Below are 16,782 nucleotides of genomic sequence, written 5' to 3'. Positions count from 1 at the left end.
GCTGAGAAGCACGCAACGTTCGGCAACTAGAATCATGCCGTGACCGCTCAGCCTGCACCGAAGCCTCGGCTCGGAGGTGCGCTCGAGCGCGGTGCGGCCGAGGAACTTGCCCGCACGCTGCGAGCTGTCGCCGACCCGACTCGCCTGCAGATCTTGAGCATCATTCTGGGATCCGCGGACGAACGTGCGACTGTCGGGCAGCTGGCGGACATGCTCGGTTTGCGGCAACCAACGGTGACGCACCACGTCCGGATACTCCTTGATGACGGGTTCGTCACGAGGGTGCAGGATGGCAAGCTCGGATGGATCTCCGTCCATCCCGAGCGTCGTGCCGCGGTCGAAGATTTTCTCCGATGAGCGAGAAGCACACGCACCGTGTCGGGCGACCACTCGACGAGCAGGCGGCTCGGGATCGCGCGGTGCAGGTCGCAGTACTCGGTAACCCCGAGACCCTGCGCACCCTGAGCGCCTTGGCATCCGGTATGCACGAATCTGACCTTGCCGGCGAACTCGGTATCGATTCCACCGGTGTCGATCAAGCGCTCAGGTCATTGCAGATGGCCGGTCTCATCCGGCGCGAGAAGAGCGATGCATGGATGCCAACGATCGACGCGTGGGTGCGTTTCGGACGTCTGCTCAGCAGCGATTCTCTGACAGCGGGATCCCCAGAGAATCCCGTGATGGCGCTTCCTCGTGCGGTTGGCACCGTGGTTGAAGACCTCGCGTATCGCTTCAGTTCTACGTTCAGTCGAGAAACGGTCGCAGGATACGTCGCTCAAAGCTATCGGCTGCTGAGCCAACGGACGCGGGTCCGTGAGCACCTGTTGACGATGACGGCGCGGTACGCCGCGGACCGCCTAGACGCTCTCGCCACGGCCCAAGGCCTGGTACTACGGGACACCCCGGAGGTGCTATTCGTCTGCGTGCAGAACGCTGGGAGGTCGCAGATGGCGGGGGCGTTCTTGCGGCATTTCGCGGGCGGACGTGTTCACGTGCGCACCGCCGGGTCTGCTCCATCGGACACAGCGCATCCTCGCGTGGCTGCGGCGCTGAGCGAAGTCGGGGTTGAGCTGTGGGGCGAGTTCCCCAAACCGCTCACGGATGAAGTCGTGCGTGCGGCGGACTACGTCATCACGATGGGGTGCGGCGACTCGTGCCCGATTTTCCCCGGGCGACGCTACATGGAATGGGATCTCGCCGATCCGCTCGAGCTCGATGATGTCGGTCTTCGCGCCGTGCGTGATGAGGTCCGCTCACGGGTTCTTGACCTTCTTCAGGAACTGGGCATCGAGGCTCAGGAGGCGAGCCGGTAGCCGGCGACGCGGACAGTTTCGATCAGCGCCTGTGCTGGTGCGAAGGCGGCCAGTCGCGAGCGGAGTTTTGTCATTGCTACCCGCACTGAGGCGTGGGGATCTTCGAGGTCGGATCCGAAGGAAAGTGCTAGAGCGCCGATGCTCACACTGTCTGGGTAGGCGCGGATGATCTGATGCAGCAGCTCGAATTCTCGTGCGGGTAGCAGCAGCGCGTGATCTTGCCAGCGCAGGCTTCTGTGCGAGACGTCGAGCGTCAATTCCCCGATACGCAGTGTGCGATCTGGAGGGGCGGATCGTGGATGCAGCCGTGACACTTCGCGCAGTCGGTCCGGGGTGACGGGGAGTCGGACGGTACCGCGCACTCCGGCACTCATCGCCGCTGCGATTGTCGCGGTTTCCGTCGCATCGGAGATACCCAGGAATAGGGCACCGTCGCACACGGGACCCGCGATCTGGATGATCGCGGCGAGCTTCTCGAATGGTTCTCCGCTGCCGAGGACGAGGGATGCGTGATGGTCGTGCGCGAGGTCAGCGAGCGCTTCGACGACTTCTGCGTGGACGGTAACGGGGACTCCCGCATGGCGGAACTCGGCAAAGCTCCCGCGCAGTACGTCGGGTCCGCGTCCGTGGAGCACGAACCGCGGGTTCCCATCCCTGCCGGTGTCGGTCATCCGAATCGTCCGCTGATGTAGTCCTCGGTCCGCTGGTCTTGTGGCTGTTCGAAGATGTTGCGGGTGAGGTCGTATTCGACGAGCACGCCGGTGCGGTCACCGGTGCTCTCGTCGGCGAGGGCGGTGAAGAATGCGGTGCGATCGGCCACGCGCGCTGCCTGCTGCATGTTGTGGGTGACGATGATGATCGTGTAGTCCTTGCGAAGCTCGTGCATGAGGTCTTCGATCCGAGACGTGGCGATCGGGTCAAGGGCGGAGCAGGGCTCGTCCATCAGGATCACGTCGGGTTGTACAGCGATCGTCCGCGCGATGCACAGGCGCTGCTGTTGACCGCCGGAGAGGCCGAACGCGGATTGCTTGAGCTTGTCCTTCACTTCGCCCCAGAGGGCGGAGCGGGTCAGTGCCTCTTCGACGAGGTCGTCCATGTTGTCGACTTTCATCCCGGTGACCCTAGGGCCGTAGGCGATGTTGTCGTAGATCGATTTCGGGAACGGGTTGGGCTTTTGGAACACCATGCCGATCCGCCGACGGACCTCGATCGGATCCACGGCTTTGGCGTAGATGTCCTCGTCTTGGAAGAGGACGGTGCCTTCCACGCGGGCACCGTCGACGAGGTCGTTCATGCGGTTCAGGGAGCGCAGCAGCGTTGATTTTCCGCATCCGGAGGGGCCGATGAGCGCGGTGATCTCGTTACGCCCGAACTCGAGGTTGACGCCGGTCACGGCCCGGAACTCGCCGTAGTACACGTTGACGTCTTCGCAGCGGATCAGGCCACTGGGGGTGGCGGCGAGCCGTCGTGTTTCGGCGGCATGGAAGTTCGTGTGCGTCGCTGTCGCGGCGCTGCCTGTGGGAGTGCTCATGGTTACCACCGTTTCTGGAACTTGTTGCGGATGAAGATCGCGAGCGCGTTCATCAGGATGAGGACGGCGAGCAGCAGGATGCTGGTGGCGCCGGCGAGTTCGTGGAAGCCTTCTTGCGGGCGGCCGGTCCAGTTGAAGATCTGGATCGGCAGCGTGGTGTAGCCGCTGAGGAGCCCGTTCGGGTCGAAGGTGATGTACACCAGCGCGCCGAGCACGAGCAGCGGGGCGGCCTCCCCGAGTGCGCGGGAGAGCGCGAGGATGGAGCCGGTTGCGATCCCGGGAACGGATGCGGGGAGCACTTGTCTCCACGTGGTCTGCCATTGTGTGGCGCCGAGTGCGAGAGATCCGTCGCGAATCTCTCGCGGGACCGCGCGCAGTGCTTCTCTGGTCGCGATGATGATCACCGGCAGGATGAGCAGTGTCAGGGCGAACGCCCCGCCGATGACGATGTTCTTGTTGGTGACGCCGAGCATCGAGAGGAACGCGAGCGCGAGGAGCCCGTACACGATCGAGGGCACTGCGGCGAGGTTCTGCACGTTGAGTTCGATGAACCGGTTGAACCACCGCTTCCGGTCGGCGAACTCTTCCAGGTGCACGGCGGCGGCGATCCCGAGCGGGAGTGTCATCACGGCGGTCGCACCGATCGCCCACACGGATCCGAGGATGGCGGGCCGGGCTCCGGCCTCGTCGGGGTCGGCGGAGGGGAAGTTGAACAGCAGCGCCGTGGAGAGCTTGTTCTGCCCGGTGAGGAAGATCGTGATCAGAAGGGTGATGAGCACCGCGAACGCGACGAACAGGGAGAGCCACAACAGCAGCAGGAACGCCAGTGCGCTCGGGCGCATCTCACCGTTGCGGCCGGTCGCGATGGGGGCCGAAGCGCGCAACGGCTGCGTCGCGGTCGTCGAGGTGGGGGACATCAGTAGGCCTCCCGGAAGCGGCGGACGAAACGGATGCTGATGAAGTTGATCAGCAAGGTGATGAGGAACAGCAGCAGCCCGACCGCGAACAGGGTGTTGTATTCGAGGCTCCCGACCCGGGAGTCGCCGAGCGCGGCGTTGGCGATGAATCCCGTCATCGTCTGCCCCTGATCGAGCGGGTTGGTGACGAGTTGCGCTTGGTTGCCGGCGGCGATGGCGACGATCATGGTTTCGCCGACCGCTCGGGAGATGCCCAGTACGACGGCCGCGACGATCCCGGACAGGGCGGCGGGGAACACGACGCGGAGGGTGGTCTGCATCCGGTTCGCCCCGAGCGCGGCGCTGCCCTGGCGGAGCGCCTGCGGGACAGCGGACATGGCGTCTTCTGCGATCGACGCGATCGTCGGGATGATCATCACACCCATGACGAGGCCCGCCGCGAGAACACTGAACGCCCCGGTTGGAAGGTGAAGCCAGTCCCGCAGGACGGTGCCTTGCACGAACTGCAGGGCGAAGAACCCATACACGACCGTGGGGATGCCCGCGAGGATCTCGAGCAACGGTTTGAGAACCTTGCGGACGCGGGGGCGGGCGTACTCGGCGAGCAGCGTTGCAGCCCCGAGCCCGAACGGCACCGCCACGAGCAGCGCGATGAGCGTGGTCCACAAGGTCGCGGTGACCAGAGGCAGCACGCCGAACGACGCGTCCGCGAAGCGTGGCGCCCACCGGGTGCCGAACAGGAACTCCAGGACCGGGACCTCGGCGAAGAAGCTCAGCGACGGGATAAGCAGCGCGATGAGGATCCCCACCGTCGTCACGACGGTGACGGCTGCAGCCAGGCGCAGGGCGAGCTTGATGAGGAACTCGCCGGGGCGGCGGCGGCCGGCGAAACTGCTGGCGGGGGCAGGGGCCCGGCCAGAAGCCGGACCCCCACGCCGTTCAATGATGGCGGTCATGGAGCGTGCGGTGCTCAGCCGAGCGAGGCGAGCTCGTCGGTGGCGGTGGTGACCTGGTCCTCGGTCAACGGCACGAACAGTGCACGCTCAGCGATCTCCGCGGAGTTGGCGACGTAGAAGTCGATGAACGACTTCACCTGCTCCTTGTCGACGTACGAGGCGTTGTTCACGTAGATGAACAGGGGGCGACCCAGCGGGGTGTAGGTGCCGTCCTGCACGGTCTCGGTGCTCGGCATCACGCCGTCGACGGCGACTGCCTTCACGACACCTTCGTTCTCTTCGACGTAGCTGAGGCCGAGGAACCCGATCGCGCCGACGTCTCCCGCAACGCCCTGGATGGTGATGTTGTCATCTTCGGAGGGGCTGTAGTCGGTGCGGATCGCACCGTCTTCGCCGTTGATCTCCTCGGTGAAGTAGTCGAACGTGCCCGAGTCGGTGCCGGCGCCGAAGAGCGTGATGGCCTGGTCGGGGAAGCTGGGATCGACCTGGTTCCAGTTCGTGATCTTGCCCTCCGCCTCCGGCCCCCAGATCAGGTTGAGCTGCTCAACGGTCAAGTCCTCCGCCCAGTCATTCTCCGGGTTCACGATGACTGACAGGCCGTCGTTGGCGGCGACGATCTCGGTGTACTTGATGCCGGCGGCCTCGCAGTCCGCAGCTTCCTCGTCCTTGATCGGACGCGACGCGTTGGACACATCCGTCTCGCCGGCGCAGAACGTCTTGAAGCCACCACCGGTACCCGACGTCGCGACCGAGACGTTCACGCCGCTCTCCTCATCGCGGAACAGGTCAGCGGCGGCCTCAGTCAGCGGGGCGACGGTCGACGAACCGTCGGTGTTCACCGAACCGGTCAGTCCGCCCCCGCTCGCGCCGGATCCAGAGGTGTCACCACCGGAGGGCTGCCCGCCGCACCCGCTCAGGGCTAGTGCCCCGACCAGGACCAATGCGGTGGACGCGAAGATCTTTGCTGTGGACTTTCGCACGTGTGCTTCCTTCATCTCAGGTATTCGAGGGATGAAGCAGCCGAGTCGCCACTTCACATAGATGCTTGTCTATCCGACGTAGTTATAGAAGGCTATCTATATGAACGCGGGGTTAACGGGGGCGAAAGGGTTCGTTGATCTTCCCGCCCGGGTGTCGGATCGTGCCGTGATCGACGCGATGATCAGGTGCGCGGACGTCGCGCGCGTCAGTGAGGCTTCGCAGGCGGCGAGGTCTCGACAGAAAGGACTCACATGCACCTGGTCGTGATCGGGGGAAGTGACGCAGGAATCTCCGCGGCGCTCCGTGCCCGAGAGGTGGACGAATCCGCTGATGTGACGGTCGTCGTTGCCGATGCATACCCGAACTTCTCGATCTGTGGCATCCCTTACTACTTCTCGCGGGAGGTGCAACCGTGGCAGTCGCTCGCACATCGCACGCTTGCCGATCTGGAAGCGGCCGGTCTCCAGGTGCGCACCAACACGCTCGCGACGGGCATCAGCGTCAATGCCCGCACACTCACCGTGCGGAACAACGGTGGAGCGGAGTCCGCCATTCCTTACGATGCGCTCGTCGTCGGGACGGGCGCATCCGCCTCGACGGCGGGTATCCACGGGACCGACCGGCTCGGGCCTGCGGACGGGTGCATACGCTCCACACGATGGGTGACACCTTCGCTCTTGAGAACTACCTCGATGAGCATCAACCGTCGACGGCAATCATCATCGGCGCGGGGTACGTCGGCCTCGAGATGGCCGAAGCGCTCACCATCCGCGGGCTCCAGGTCACGCAGCTGCAACGCGGACCCCAGGTGCTCTCCACCCTCGACACGGAACTCGGAGCGCTCGTGCGCGACGAGCTCGACCGCAACGGCGTCACGGTGGAAACGGGCATGCAGGTGCACGATATCGGCCGCGACAGCGGGCTCCTCGCGGTCCAGGGCACCCGCGACGGTGCCCCGTTCGTGCGTCGCGCCGAGCTGGTCCTCGTCGTGGTGGGTGTGCGCCCCAATGTGGAGCTCCTCACCGGAATCGGGGCACGAACCGGAGCCGGCGGCGCCGTCATCGTGGACGAACGGATGCAGACAGGGATCCCGCAGATCTGGGCGGGCGGGGACGGTGTGATCACCCGTCATCGCCTTCTCGGCGACACGTATCTTCCGCTCGGCACGACCGCGCACAAACAAGGGCGAGTCGCGGGCGCGAACGCGGTCGGCGCCGATGCGCGATTCCACGGCAGCCTGGGAACCCAGGTCGTGAAGGTGTTCGACCTGGTGGCTGCCCGCACGGGCCTTCGAGATCACGAAGCCGAAACCGCGGGGCATCGACCGCACAGCCACACCGTCACTGCCGACGACCACAAGCGCTACTACCCCGGTGCCACCCCCATCCACATCCGCGTGACCGGAGACTTCGAATCGGGGCGTCTCCTCGGCGCGCAACTGCTCGGATCGCGCAGCGCCGAGATATCCAAGCGCGTCGATACGTTCGCGACAGCACTGCACCACAGCATGTCCGTAGACGCGATCAGCGACCTCGACCTGTCCTATACCCCGCCGCTCGGCTCCCCCTGGGATGCGGTGCAGATCGCTACCCAAGCGTGGAGCACGTCAACCCGCGCAGCGGGATCAACGACCCCTGTCCACGCCGGTGCGTCTCGCAGCTCGGAGGCGGGCGGCATTGACCGGGCGGCGAGATCAGGTGAAGCGGGCGAAAATGAGTGAAAGCCCGGCGAACCCGACAGCAACCCATGCCATGGCGGAGTACGACCCCGTCGCCACCGCGATGAGCGGGCCGAGTGCGGGACCGACCGCACCGATCGCCGTGATCGGTGCGGCGAAGACACCATTGATCGAGCCGTAGTTCCGCGTGCCCCACCGGTCAGCGACGGCAGAGCCCTGCACGAGCGTCTGTGCACCGCGCACGGCTCCGACCCCCACGCCGATACTGATGAGCAGCCACGGCGGCCCAGGCACGATCGCGAGCAGAGCAAGCCCGATGACGCTCAGCCCCGCCGTCGCCGCCAACGCCACCCAGGGTGCGGCGGCGTGTGGGATGGCGACATACAGCAGTCGGCCGATCACCTGGCCGGCGCCGAGCAGCCCCAGCGCCCAAGCGGCGACCTCGTACGTCATCCCCTTCTCAGTGAACAGAGGAATGATCGCGAGTGTGACGCTGAACAGCGCCGCCGCCAAGGTGAGCATCGACGCCTCAAGCATCCAGAAGCGCCGCGTGCGCACCACGCTCGCCACCGTATGGTGATCGGCCGACGCATCATGGACGACGGGCGGCCAGGACGACTCGAGAAAGAACCAGTGCAGCGGTGTGGTCGTCACCACGAGGACGACGGCGAGGACAAGAAACACCGACCGCCAATCCATCACCGTCAGCAACACGGCGACGATAGGAGCGAAGACGGTCGACGCCAATCCTCCCGCGAGGGTGAGGATCGTCATCGCACCCCGGCGGCGGTCTCCATACCGGCGAGCGATCACCGTGAACGCGGCCTGGTACAACACCGCGGCCTGCGCGGTCCCCGCCACGATCCACCCCGCCGTGAACACGACAAGATTCGGTGCGGCCGCGACGATGACCAGCCCACCCGCACCGACAATGCTTCCCACGGTCATGATCATCCGAGGCCCACGCTCGTCGAGCCAGCGCCCGACAACGACGCCCGCGATCGCCGACGCAGCGAGTCCACCCGAGAACGACAACGTCACCAGCGCCACGGGCCACCCTGTCGCGTCCGCGATCGCGGGCGAGGCGACGATCAACGCATAGAACAGAACCCCCCAGCTGATGACCTGCCCCAGCGACAGCGCGACAAGCCGCCCCCCGAACCGGGAGCCCGGGGCCCGGGCCGTCACACCGAACGCAGGGTGTCCGCGGCGGCGTCCAGCGCCCCGTCGGTGATCGCGAAGTATGCCCACTTCCCTCGCTGCTCGCGGGTGACAAGCCCCGCGTCGGCGAGCAACTTCATGTGGTGCGACACCGTGCCCTGCGACAGTCCGACCGGCGCGGTGAGGTCGCAGATGCACGCCTCCCCACCGTCACCGGCGGCAATCAGCGACAACAGGCGCACCCGTGTCGGATCCCCGAGCGCTTTGAACACCCGTGCGACGCGCTCCGCGTCCTCGACCGTGATCGCTGCTGTCACCCGAGGGGCGCAGCAGGACGTCGAGGTGTCGAGGGTGGCAGGAAGACTCATGACACCAGTATCGCACGCATTGACAAACTTCGATAGGAGGAGCAGGCTATTCATATTGAAGTTTTTCGATTTGAGGAGATGTGATGAACGAGCTTCCCGTCGTAGTCATCGGCGCCGGCCCCCAAGGGCTTGCTGCGGCCGCCCACCTGACGGAGCGTGGCATCGCCGTGACGGTCGTTGAGCGAGGCGATGGGCCAGCTGCTGCGGTGTCCGAGTGGGGGCATGTGCGCCTGTTCTCCAGCTGGCCGGAACTCACCGACACGGCCGCCCGGCGTCTGCTGGAGCCGACCGGGTGGACCGCACCGCACTCGGGCTACCCCACGGGAGCCGAATGGGTCGCCGGCTACCTGGACCCGCTCGCCCGCGTCTTCGGTGACCGCGTCGTCTACTCGACGACCGTCACCGGTGTCGCCCGCAAGGGCCGGGATCTGATGGTCGACAGCGGCCGTAAGGGGCAGCCGTTCATCGTGCATACCCGGGACACGCAGGGGGCAGAAGGGCGGATCTCCGCGCGCGCCGTCATCGACGCCAGCGGCACATGGACGCTCCCGAACCCTGCCGGGGCGGACGGGCTGCCCGCGCTCGGCGAGCGGGCCGCGGTCGCGGCCTCACGGATCTCGTACCGCATCCCGGAGGATGTCTCCGCGTGTGCGGGGCAGCACCTGGTCGTGATCGGTGCCGGGCACTCCGCAGTGCATGCCGTCCTCCGGCTGAGCGAGCTGGCGCGCAGAACCCCAGGCACCCGGGTGACGTGGCTGCTGCGTCGCGGTACGACGGGCAACGTCTTGGGTGGTGGAGCGGGCGATGAACTGCCCGAGCGTGCAGCTCTGGGCACCCGAGCGCGCAAGGTGATCGAAGCCGGTGTTGTCGAGGTGGTGACGGGCTTCCGCGTCGCCGAGTTCCACGACGAGGCGGCGGGGCTGCGCATCGTCGCGGAGAACGGCAAGGAGGTCGACGGGGTGTCCCGCGTGTTCGCGCTGACCGGATTCCGCCCCGATGTGAGCATCCTGTCGGAGATGCGCATCGACCTGGATGCGTCCTTGGAGGCGGTCGCCGGGATCGCGGAAGAGATCAACCCGAACGTCCACTCCTGCGGATCGATCGGCGCCACCGGGGCCCGCGACCTCACCCAGCCCGAGCCGGACTTCTTCATCGTCGGCGCGAAAAGCTACGGGCGCGCCCCCACCTTCCTCGCTCTCACCGGGTTCGAGCAGGTTCGCAGCGTCGCCGCCCACCTCGCGGGCGACCATGCAGGCGCCGAGCGCAATGAGCTCGTCCTTCCCGACACCGGCGTCTGCGGCGGATCCGGAGACTTCGACGGGGCCGGCAGCAGCTGCTGCGCAGCGCCCGTCATCCAGCTCGAGCCCACCCGCGTCGCCGTCGGCTGACCGGCCGCTCGAACCACCACCCAGCGCCCCGCGGGGCGCAATCAACCCAAGGAGTACTCACATGGCCAACCAGCTGATCGAGAAGAACGTCACGATCGAAGACCCCCGCGACGGCACCCCGCTCGCCGTCACCATCCAGCTCGAGCTGGATCTGTCCGACTGTGCATGCACGCCGCGCACGCCCTCCCTGGGCAACCCAGTTGGATACGGCTCCAAGTAGACCTGGACGTCGAACCTCGGCCCCGCGAAGGGGAGCTCTTCCACCTCGGGCGAGCTCCCCTTCTGCATGTATCGCGGGACATCTGCCGTGAGTGGCTTATGGGGAGAACAGCGTCCGCACGCGGGGAATCACTCGTCTGTACGTCTGACGGACTTCCCCGTACGCGCTGACGAGTTCGAGGTCGGGCTGAATTTCTTGTCCTGTCCCCACCATGGCAGTGATGGCGTCAGCCCAGGTGGGGTGCAGCCCCGTCCCGACGGCCGCGCAGATCGCTGCCCCCATACCAGCTGCGTCACGTACACGGGGTGTGCGCACGGGTACCCCATATACGGCAGCCAGGATGCGCAGCATGAGATCCGATTCGCTTCCACCGCCGGTGACGATGAGGGAACGACGGTCTCGCCCGAGCGCGCGGCGCGCACGGGCGTCAGCGCTCTCGGTCTCGATCGCGAGCGCCTCGAGGATCGCCCGATAGATGTGGAACCGTCCCTGCGTGCCGTCGAAGCCGACCAGCGCCCCGCGCCGCCACGGCTCATCCGCGGGCGCGAGCCAGTCCAGAGCAGCGACGAGGCCGCCCGCGCCAGCCGGGACGTTGTCGGCACCGCGGTTGAGGTCATCTTCCGACGTTGCCTCGATGGACCCGGATACGACGTCGCGGAACCAGCTGACCGTCCACATGCCGCGTCGCACTCCGGCGCTTTCGTAGAGGTATCCGCCGGGCTGTGACGAGAAGTTCGTCCACACGTCTGGATGCGGTGGCAGCGGACGATCCCCTGGCGTCATGGTCGCGACGTACGTGCCCAGGGACAACAATGCGTCCCCCTCGTCCTGGAGCCCTGCACCCAGGGCTTCGACGGCCTTGTCGTTCGACGTCGCGATCACGGGGATTCCCGCGGGCAGACCGAGCAGCAGTGCTACCTCGGAGGCGAGAGTGCCGAGTGCCTCGCCTGGAGCGACCAGGTCGAACAACATCTCCCGTCCCAGACCCACACGCTCATACTCGGCGGCATCCATGCTCCAGGCCCAGTGTGCAGTGTCGATAGGCCAGCTGCCCTGTACGTTGCCCGCGGCATCCTGGCGCTCTCCGGTGAGCTTGTGAGTGATGTACCCCGACGAAGTTGTGACGTACACCGCCTCGTCGGTTTCACGCTCGTACGCGCGCGGCAGACGCTCGTCCATCCAGCTCATGACCGGCTGGGCGAGCGATCCGTCAGCGCGCAGCACGGCCCGGCAGAAGCGGATCGTGCACAGGCCGATGCCGCGGATCTCGGCCGGATCCCCCGCGAAGTCGGCGACCGCGGCGCGCGTCGCGGCGACGATCGAGTCCCACAGGTCGTCGTCCGGATGCTCCCATCGACCCGGCGCGGGCGACGAATACGGCCGCAGCGCGACACGGGCGCTCGCGTGCACGGTCCCGTCGCCGTCGACGATCAGGACCTTCGTGCTCTGCGAGCCGTTGTCGATCGCGACGACGTACCCCGCCGCCGACGCGCTCACGCCCGCGTCGCCATCTCGGCCTCGGGCGTGGCGACGTCGTCCAGGGGATAGATGGTCCCGCGGTTCATGATCCCGCGCGGGTCGAGCCCGTCCTTGAGGGTGCGCAGCAGCCGGTAGGCGCTGCCGTGCTCCTCATGTGTCCACGGCGTGCGGTACTTGCCGATGCCGTGGTGGTGCACCATGGAGCCGCCGAGGCGCAGTGCCTCCTCCACGACGATCGCGTTGAGGGGCTCGTGGTACTCGGTGATCTCTTCGCGCGGCTCGCAGGCGATGTCGTAGTCGTAGACGAAGTACAAGTTGGTGCCGGTCTGGTAGCTGTGCGAGGAGTGCGCGCCGAGCATCCGCAGGTCCGCCGCGCGCGGGAACTCGGTGCGTGCGCGGCGCATGACGGACTCGAACAGTTCCTCGACGCCTGACCAGTCGATCGATACCTCGGTCGTGTAGCCGAGGCGCGCCTTCTCGAGCATCTCGCGCTTCTCGGCGTCGATCTTGTCCTGCCCCCAATTGAGGTTGTCGAACCAGTTCTCGATCAGTGCGGGGTCGACCTTCTCGTGCGGGATGCTGGCGAAGATTTCCTCGACGCCGGCGGCTGTGGCGTCGGCCACGCCCTTCGGTCCTTCGGCGACGACCACGACCACGGCCTTGCCGTCGGCGAAGTGCGAGAAGTGCTGCGCGGCGTCCTCCTCGGAGTACGCGCGTGCCACCGACGGGCGGTAGCCGGCGACGATGATCTCGCGGAGACCTGCCACGCCCGCCGGGAGCGAGTCGACGAGGTACCCGAGGAAACGATTGTTCTCCGGCTGGTAGGTGAACACCTTGACGGTGACCTCGGTGATGACGGCAAGCGCGCCCTCGTTGCCGATCATGATGTGGCGGATGTCGGGTCCGGCGGCGCGTCGCGGCACGTTCTTGATGCGTACGACCTCGCCGTCGGGCAGCACGGCTTCGAGCCCGATCACCATGTCCTCGATCCCGCCGTACAGCGTGGAGAACTGGCCGATGGACCGGGTCGCGACCAGTCCACCCATCTGCGCGAGCGGCTTCGACTGCGGTGAGTGCCCCGTCGTGAGGCCCTGCGCCCGAAGGGTGTCTTCGAGCAGCTGCAGCGGAACGCCGCACTGGGCCGTGACCATCATGTCGACGGGGTCGATGTCGAGGATCGCGTCCATTCGCGAGCCGTCGAGCACGATCGAATCCTCGACGATCGTCTCGAGTCCGCCCTCGGTCGCGGTGCGGCCGGTGCGGGGCACGACGTTGACGAGGTTCTCGTCCGCGAACGCGAGGATCGCCGACACGTCGGCGGTGGACCGCGCGTAGGCGATCGCGGAGGGGATCGGACCGTCGAAGATGCCGTGCACGGATGTGTACTTCTTGAAGCGGTCGACGCTCGCCTCGCGCAGCGCCTGCGCCTCGGTCTCGACCTGGTCGGTGCCGAGGATCTCCTGCAGTCGGGTGACGATCTCCTCACGTGAGAGAGCGGATCGTGAAGTGACCATGGGGAAGGTGTCCTGTTCGTTGAGGGTGTGGGGGCGCCGCGGTCAGCGCACCAGGTAACCGCCGTCGACGGACAGCACGTGCCCGTTGACGAAGTCGGAGGCGGGGCTCGCGAGGAAGACGGTCGCGCCCATGAGATCGGCGACGTCCCCCCACCTCCCCGCCGGCGTGTGGTCGACGATGCGCCGGTTCGCCTCCGCGTCCCCACGCGTCTCGGAGGTAATCGGGGTGGCGAAGTATCCCGGGGCGATCGCGTTGACCTGGATGCCGTGTCCGCCGAGCTCGTCGGCGTACGCCTTCGTGAGCCCGGCGATGCCGTGCTTGGTCGCGGCGTACGCGGGAGATCCGAGTCCCCCGAGGAACGAGAACAGCGAGGCGATGTTGATGATCTTGCCCGAGCCCTGCGGGATCATCCGCTTCGCGGCCTCGTGCGACATTTCGAACGCGGCGGTGAGGTTCACCGCGACCATGGGGTCCCACTGCACGCGCCCGAACTCGGTGACGTCGGCGATGCGGCTGATCCCGGCCGAGTTGACCAGAACGTCCACGCCCCCGAACGCCTCGACGCATGCGTCGATCACGCGCGCGGGTGCGCCCTCCGCCGTGATGTCGACGCGGAGTTCCCGGTAGCCGACACCCGCCTCGGCGAGGAGAGCTGCGGTCTCGCCGCCGTCGTCGAACAGCGTCGGAACGAACATGTCGGCACCCGCTTTGGCGAGAGCGAGGGTGAACGCCTGGCCGAGACCGGTGTTGCCCCCGGTGACGATCGCCCGCTTGCCCCGGAGGGAGAAGTGGTCGAGGGAGAAGTCGGTGATGTGCACGGATGATCCTTCAGGAGTGGGTGCCGACGAAGGGATCGGCGATGCCGATGTAGGTCGTCTCGAGGTACTCGTCGATGCCCTCGAAGCCGCCCTCGCGACCGATGCCGGACTGCTTGACGCCACCGAACGGCGCAGCCGGGTTCGACACGAGTCCGGTGTTGAGGCCGAACATGCCGGTCTCCAGACGCTCGGCGAGGCGCAGCGCCCGGTTCAGGTCGCGGGTGTACGCGAAGCACACCAGCCCGTACTCGCTCGCGTTGGCGAGGCGCACGGCCTCGTCCTCGTCGCGGAACACGGTGATGGGCGCCACGGGTCCGAAGATCTCCTCCTGGAGGATGCGGGCGTCCTGCGGCACGTCCACGAGCACGGTCGCCGGGTAGAAGTAGCCGCGCCCCTGGGGGATGCTGCCGCCGAGTGCGATGCTCGCTCCGTCCTCCAGCGCGCCGGACACGAGGTCGGCGACCTTCTTGCGGGTCGACTCGTCCACGAGCGGCCCGAGGGTCGACTCCGGGTCGGTGCCGCGGGCGTTGACGTACCCTGCCATGCGTTCAACGAGCCGCGAGGTGAATTCCTCCGCCACGCTCTCGTGCACGAGGAAGCGGTTCGCGGCGACGCAGGCCTCGCCGCCGTTGCGGAGCTTTGCGAGCAGGGCACCCTCGACCGCGGCGTCCACGTCAGCGTCGTCGAACACGAGGAAGGGGGCGTTGCCTCCGAGTTCCATCGAGACGCGGAGCACCTGGTGCGCGGCGTCCGCGATGAGGCGGCGCCCCACTTCGGTTGATCCGGTGAACGAGAGTTTGCGCAGTCGCGGGTCGGTGATGAGCGGGCCCGTGACCGCGCCGGCGCGGGTCGTGGGGATGACGTTCACGACGCCGTCCGGCACTCCGGCCTCGCGGAGCACCTCGGCGAACAGGAGTGCGGTGAGCGGTGTGAGCGCGGCGGGCTTGAGCACCGAGGTGCAGCCGGCCGCGAGTGCCGGCGCGATCTTGCGCGTGGCCATCGCGAGCGGGAAGTTCCACGGGGTGATGAGCAGGCTCGGACCGACCGGTCGCTTCGCGACGAGCAGTCGGTTGCGGCCGTCGGGAGCGGTGGCGTATCGCCCGGAGATGCGGGGTGCTTCTTCCGAGAACCAGCGCAGGAACTCGGCGCCGTACGCGACCTCGGCGCGCGATTCGGCGAGAGGCTTGCCCATCTCGAGCGTCATGACGAGTGCGAAGTCCTCGGCGCGGGCCGTGACGAGCTCGAACGCCCGGCGCAGGATCTCCCCGCGCTGTCGCGGAGCAGTGGCGGCCCAGGCGGTCTGCGCCGCAGCAGCAGCGTCGAGTGCGGCCATGCCGTCCTCGGGCGTCGCATCGGCGACATGGGCGAGCACCTCACCCGTCGACGGGTCGTGCACCTCGAAGGTGTGGCCGGAGGTCGCTTCCCGCCACTGACCGCCGATCAGCAGGCCGGTGGGGACGGAGGCGATGACCTCGGCCTCGCGTGCCGCGGTCATGCGGGCATCTCCCGACGGAGGTCGCGGCCGAGTAGTTCCTCGTAGAGACGCACGGGCGTCATCTCCCCGGCGCGGTCGCCGTAGCTCGCGCGGGCTCGACGGAAGATCTGCTCGACGAGGGAGGACAGCTCGACCGGCATCCCGACCGAGCGGGCCAGATCGACGGAGAGACCGAGGTCCTTGCAGGCGAGGGCGATCGCGAAGCCCTCGTCGTAGTCGCCGTGGTCGAGGATCGACAACACGTCGCGTGAGACGAAGGTGCTGTTCGCGGGGCTCGCGATGAGCGCGTCCCGCAGCACGCCAAGGTCGACCCCCGCGGCGACGCCGACCGACAGCACCTCCGCCGTCGCGACCAGGTGGGAGAACCACAGCTGGTTGATCATGAGCTTCACGGCGTAGCCTGCGCCGGGCCCGCCGACGTGCAGGATCCGCTCCGGGTCCCCCATCGCCTCGAACACGGGACGCAGCCGCTGCACATCGTCGGCGTCACCACCGACGAAGATCTGCAGCATCCCGTTCGCGGCGCCCACTGACATCCCACTGACGGGGGCGTCGAGCAGGTGCAGTCCGCGGCCGGCGGTCGCGGCGCGCACACCGTCCAGCACGTCCGGCACCGAGGTCGACATGTCGATCCAGGTACCGCCGTCCGGCAGCCCCACCACGAGGCCGTCAGGCCCCGAGGCGACGGCCTCGACGTGCTTGGGCGTCGGCAGCATCGTGATGATGAGGTCACTGGCGGCGGCGACCTCGCGAGGGGTCTCAGCCCACCGGGCACCGCCCTCGATCAGGTCGGACGCCGACTCGCGGCGCAGATCGGTCACGACCAGCGGGAAGCCCGCGGCCTGCAGGTTGCGGGTCATTCCTGACCCCATGTTGCCGAGTCCGATGAACCCGACGGTGGGTCGGGTCCCGACCGGCGTTGGGTCGAGGACGGGGGTGGGAGAGCTCATGGGTGATGCGTG

17 protein-coding genes and 1 pseudogene are annotated in these 16,782 nt (G+C 67.3%); 6 read left to right on the top strand and 12 right to left on the bottom strand.

The genetic code is table 11. The features are described from left to right. Positions 1-39: 39 nt before the first annotated feature. Positions 40-357 carry an ArsR/SmtB family transcription factor gene (locus ACLFA2_RS07155; RefSeq protein WP_061016796.1) on the top strand — a complete coding sequence of 106 codons (318 nt, stop codon included), beginning with the start codon at positions 40-42 and terminating at the stop codon, positions 355-357. Next, positions 354-1,313 carry a three-helix bundle dimerization domain-containing protein gene (locus ACLFA2_RS07150; RefSeq protein WP_231728787.1) on the top strand — a complete coding sequence of 320 codons (960 nt, stop codon included), beginning with the start codon at positions 354-356 and terminating at the stop codon, positions 1,311-1,313. The genes ACLFA2_RS07155 and ACLFA2_RS07150 overlap by 4 nt, the downstream gene beginning before the upstream one ends. Here ACLFA2_RS07150 and ACLFA2_RS07145 read toward each other — a convergent pair. The 5 genes from ACLFA2_RS07145 to ACLFA2_RS07125 form a co-directional block, all read right to left on the bottom strand. Then, positions 1,295-1,984 carry a winged helix-turn-helix domain-containing protein gene (locus ACLFA2_RS07145; RefSeq protein ID WP_426622275.1) on the bottom strand — a complete coding sequence of 230 codons (690 nt, stop codon included), beginning with the start codon at positions 1,982-1,984 and terminating at the stop codon, positions 1,295-1,297. The genes ACLFA2_RS07150 and ACLFA2_RS07145 overlap by 19 nt on opposite strands. Then, positions 1,981-2,754 carry a phosphate ABC transporter ATP-binding protein PstB gene (pstB, locus tag ACLFA2_RS07140; protein ID WP_082738487.1) on the bottom strand — a complete coding sequence of 258 codons (774 nt, stop codon included), beginning with the start codon at positions 2,752-2,754 and terminating at the stop codon, positions 1,981-1,983. Before pstB ends, ACLFA2_RS07145 begins: the two co-directional genes overlap by 4 nt. A gap of 92 nt (positions 2,755-2,846) precedes the next feature. Then, entirely contained in the window at positions 2,847-3,761 is a 915-nt protein-coding gene (gene pstA, locus ACLFA2_RS07135) for a phosphate ABC transporter permease PstA (protein ID WP_061016800.1), read from the bottom strand. Then, entirely contained in the window at positions 3,761-4,717 is a 957-nt protein-coding gene (gene pstC, locus ACLFA2_RS07130; protein WP_017201968.1) for a phosphate ABC transporter permease subunit PstC, read from the bottom strand. The genes pstA and pstC overlap by 1 nt, the downstream gene beginning before the upstream one ends. 14 nt (positions 4,718-4,731) lie before the next feature. Continuing rightward, positions 4,732-5,697: a PstS family phosphate ABC transporter substrate-binding protein gene (locus tag ACLFA2_RS07125; RefSeq protein WP_231728788.1), complete on the bottom strand. Its 966-nt coding sequence runs from the start codon at positions 5,695-5,697 to the stop codon at positions 4,732-4,734. Between the two features lie 252 nt (positions 5,698-5,949). Here ACLFA2_RS07125 and ACLFA2_RS07120 point away from each other — a divergent pair. Continuing rightward, a pseudogene (locus ACLFA2_RS07120) lies at positions 5,950-6,273 on the top strand (FAD-dependent oxidoreductase); the annotation flags it as partial. Between the two features lie 83 nt (positions 6,274-6,356). Further along, the gene (locus ACLFA2_RS07115; RefSeq protein ID WP_426622274.1) at positions 6,357-7,418 is read left to right on the top strand and encodes an FAD-dependent oxidoreductase; all 1,062 of its coding nucleotides are present in this window, start codon (positions 6,357-6,359) and stop codon (positions 7,416-7,418) included. On the opposite strand, the gene ACLFA2_RS07110 is transcribed toward ACLFA2_RS07115, so the two are convergent. Both ACLFA2_RS07110 and ACLFA2_RS07105 read right to left on the bottom strand, forming a co-directional pair. Continuing rightward, positions 7,392-8,564 carry an MFS transporter gene (locus ACLFA2_RS07110; RefSeq protein ID WP_017201965.1) on the bottom strand — a complete coding sequence of 391 codons (1,173 nt, stop codon included), beginning with the start codon at positions 8,562-8,564 and terminating at the stop codon, positions 7,392-7,394. The two genes, ACLFA2_RS07115 and ACLFA2_RS07110, sit on opposite strands and share 27 nt — an antisense overlap. Beyond that, positions 8,561-8,905, bottom strand: coding sequence for an ArsR/SmtB family transcription factor (locus tag ACLFA2_RS07105; RefSeq protein ID WP_017201964.1), 345 nt, complete (start codon positions 8,903-8,905; stop codon positions 8,561-8,563). The genes ACLFA2_RS07110 and ACLFA2_RS07105 overlap by 4 nt, the downstream gene beginning before the upstream one ends. Before the next feature lie 83 nt (positions 8,906-8,988). On the opposite strand from ACLFA2_RS07105, the gene ACLFA2_RS07100 reads away from it, so the two are divergent. Both ACLFA2_RS07100 and ACLFA2_RS07095 read left to right on the top strand, forming a co-directional pair. After that, positions 8,989-10,293, top strand: a complete 1,305-nt coding sequence (locus tag ACLFA2_RS07100; RefSeq protein WP_241796829.1) for an FAD-dependent oxidoreductase — start codon at positions 8,989-8,991, stop codon at positions 10,291-10,293. A 61-nt stretch (positions 10,294-10,354) separates the two neighbouring features. Further along, complete coding sequence (locus ACLFA2_RS07095; RefSeq protein WP_017201962.1) at positions 10,355-10,513, top strand: hypothetical protein; 159 nt, start codon at positions 10,355-10,357, stop codon at positions 10,511-10,513. Positions 10,514-10,609: 96 nt separating this feature from the next. Here ACLFA2_RS07095 and ACLFA2_RS07090 read toward each other — a convergent pair whose 3' ends face one another. The 5 genes from ACLFA2_RS07090 to ACLFA2_RS07070 are packed head-to-tail and all read right to left on the bottom strand — an operon-like array spanning position 10,610 to position 16,770. Next, complete coding sequence (locus tag ACLFA2_RS07090; protein ID WP_017201961.1) at positions 10,610-12,010, bottom strand: FGGY-family carbohydrate kinase; 1,401 nt, start codon at positions 12,008-12,010, stop codon at positions 10,610-10,612. Beyond that, positions 12,007-13,506, bottom strand: coding sequence for an FAD-binding oxidoreductase (locus ACLFA2_RS07085; RefSeq protein WP_017201960.1), 1,500 nt, complete (start codon positions 13,504-13,506; stop codon positions 12,007-12,009). The genes ACLFA2_RS07090 and ACLFA2_RS07085 overlap by 4 nt, the downstream gene beginning before the upstream one ends. A 42-nt stretch (positions 13,507-13,548) precedes the next feature. After that, positions 13,549-14,325 carry an SDR family oxidoreductase gene (locus ACLFA2_RS07080; protein WP_017201959.1) on the bottom strand — a complete coding sequence of 259 codons (777 nt, stop codon included), beginning with the start codon at positions 14,323-14,325 and terminating at the stop codon, positions 13,549-13,551. Between the two features lie 10 nt (positions 14,326-14,335). Further along, positions 14,336-15,820: an NAD-dependent succinate-semialdehyde dehydrogenase gene (locus tag ACLFA2_RS07075; protein ID WP_017201958.1), complete on the bottom strand. Its 1,485-nt coding sequence runs from the start codon at positions 15,818-15,820 to the stop codon at positions 14,336-14,338. After that, positions 15,817-16,770, bottom strand: a complete 954-nt coding sequence (locus tag ACLFA2_RS07070) for an NAD(P)-dependent oxidoreductase (RefSeq protein WP_017201957.1) — start codon at positions 16,768-16,770, stop codon at positions 15,817-15,819. The genes ACLFA2_RS07075 and ACLFA2_RS07070 overlap by 4 nt, the downstream gene beginning before the upstream one ends. Between the last annotated feature and the right edge of the window lie 12 nt (positions 16,771-16,782).

The organism is Microbacterium sp. As-52, from assembly GCF_049949185.1.
Taxonomy (GTDB): domain Bacteria; phylum Actinomycetota; class Actinomycetes; order Actinomycetales; family Microbacteriaceae; genus Microbacterium; species Microbacterium maritypicum_A.
Note: the sequence above shows the minus strand (reverse complement) of the source record. Positions and strands in the feature narration are given on the sequence as shown.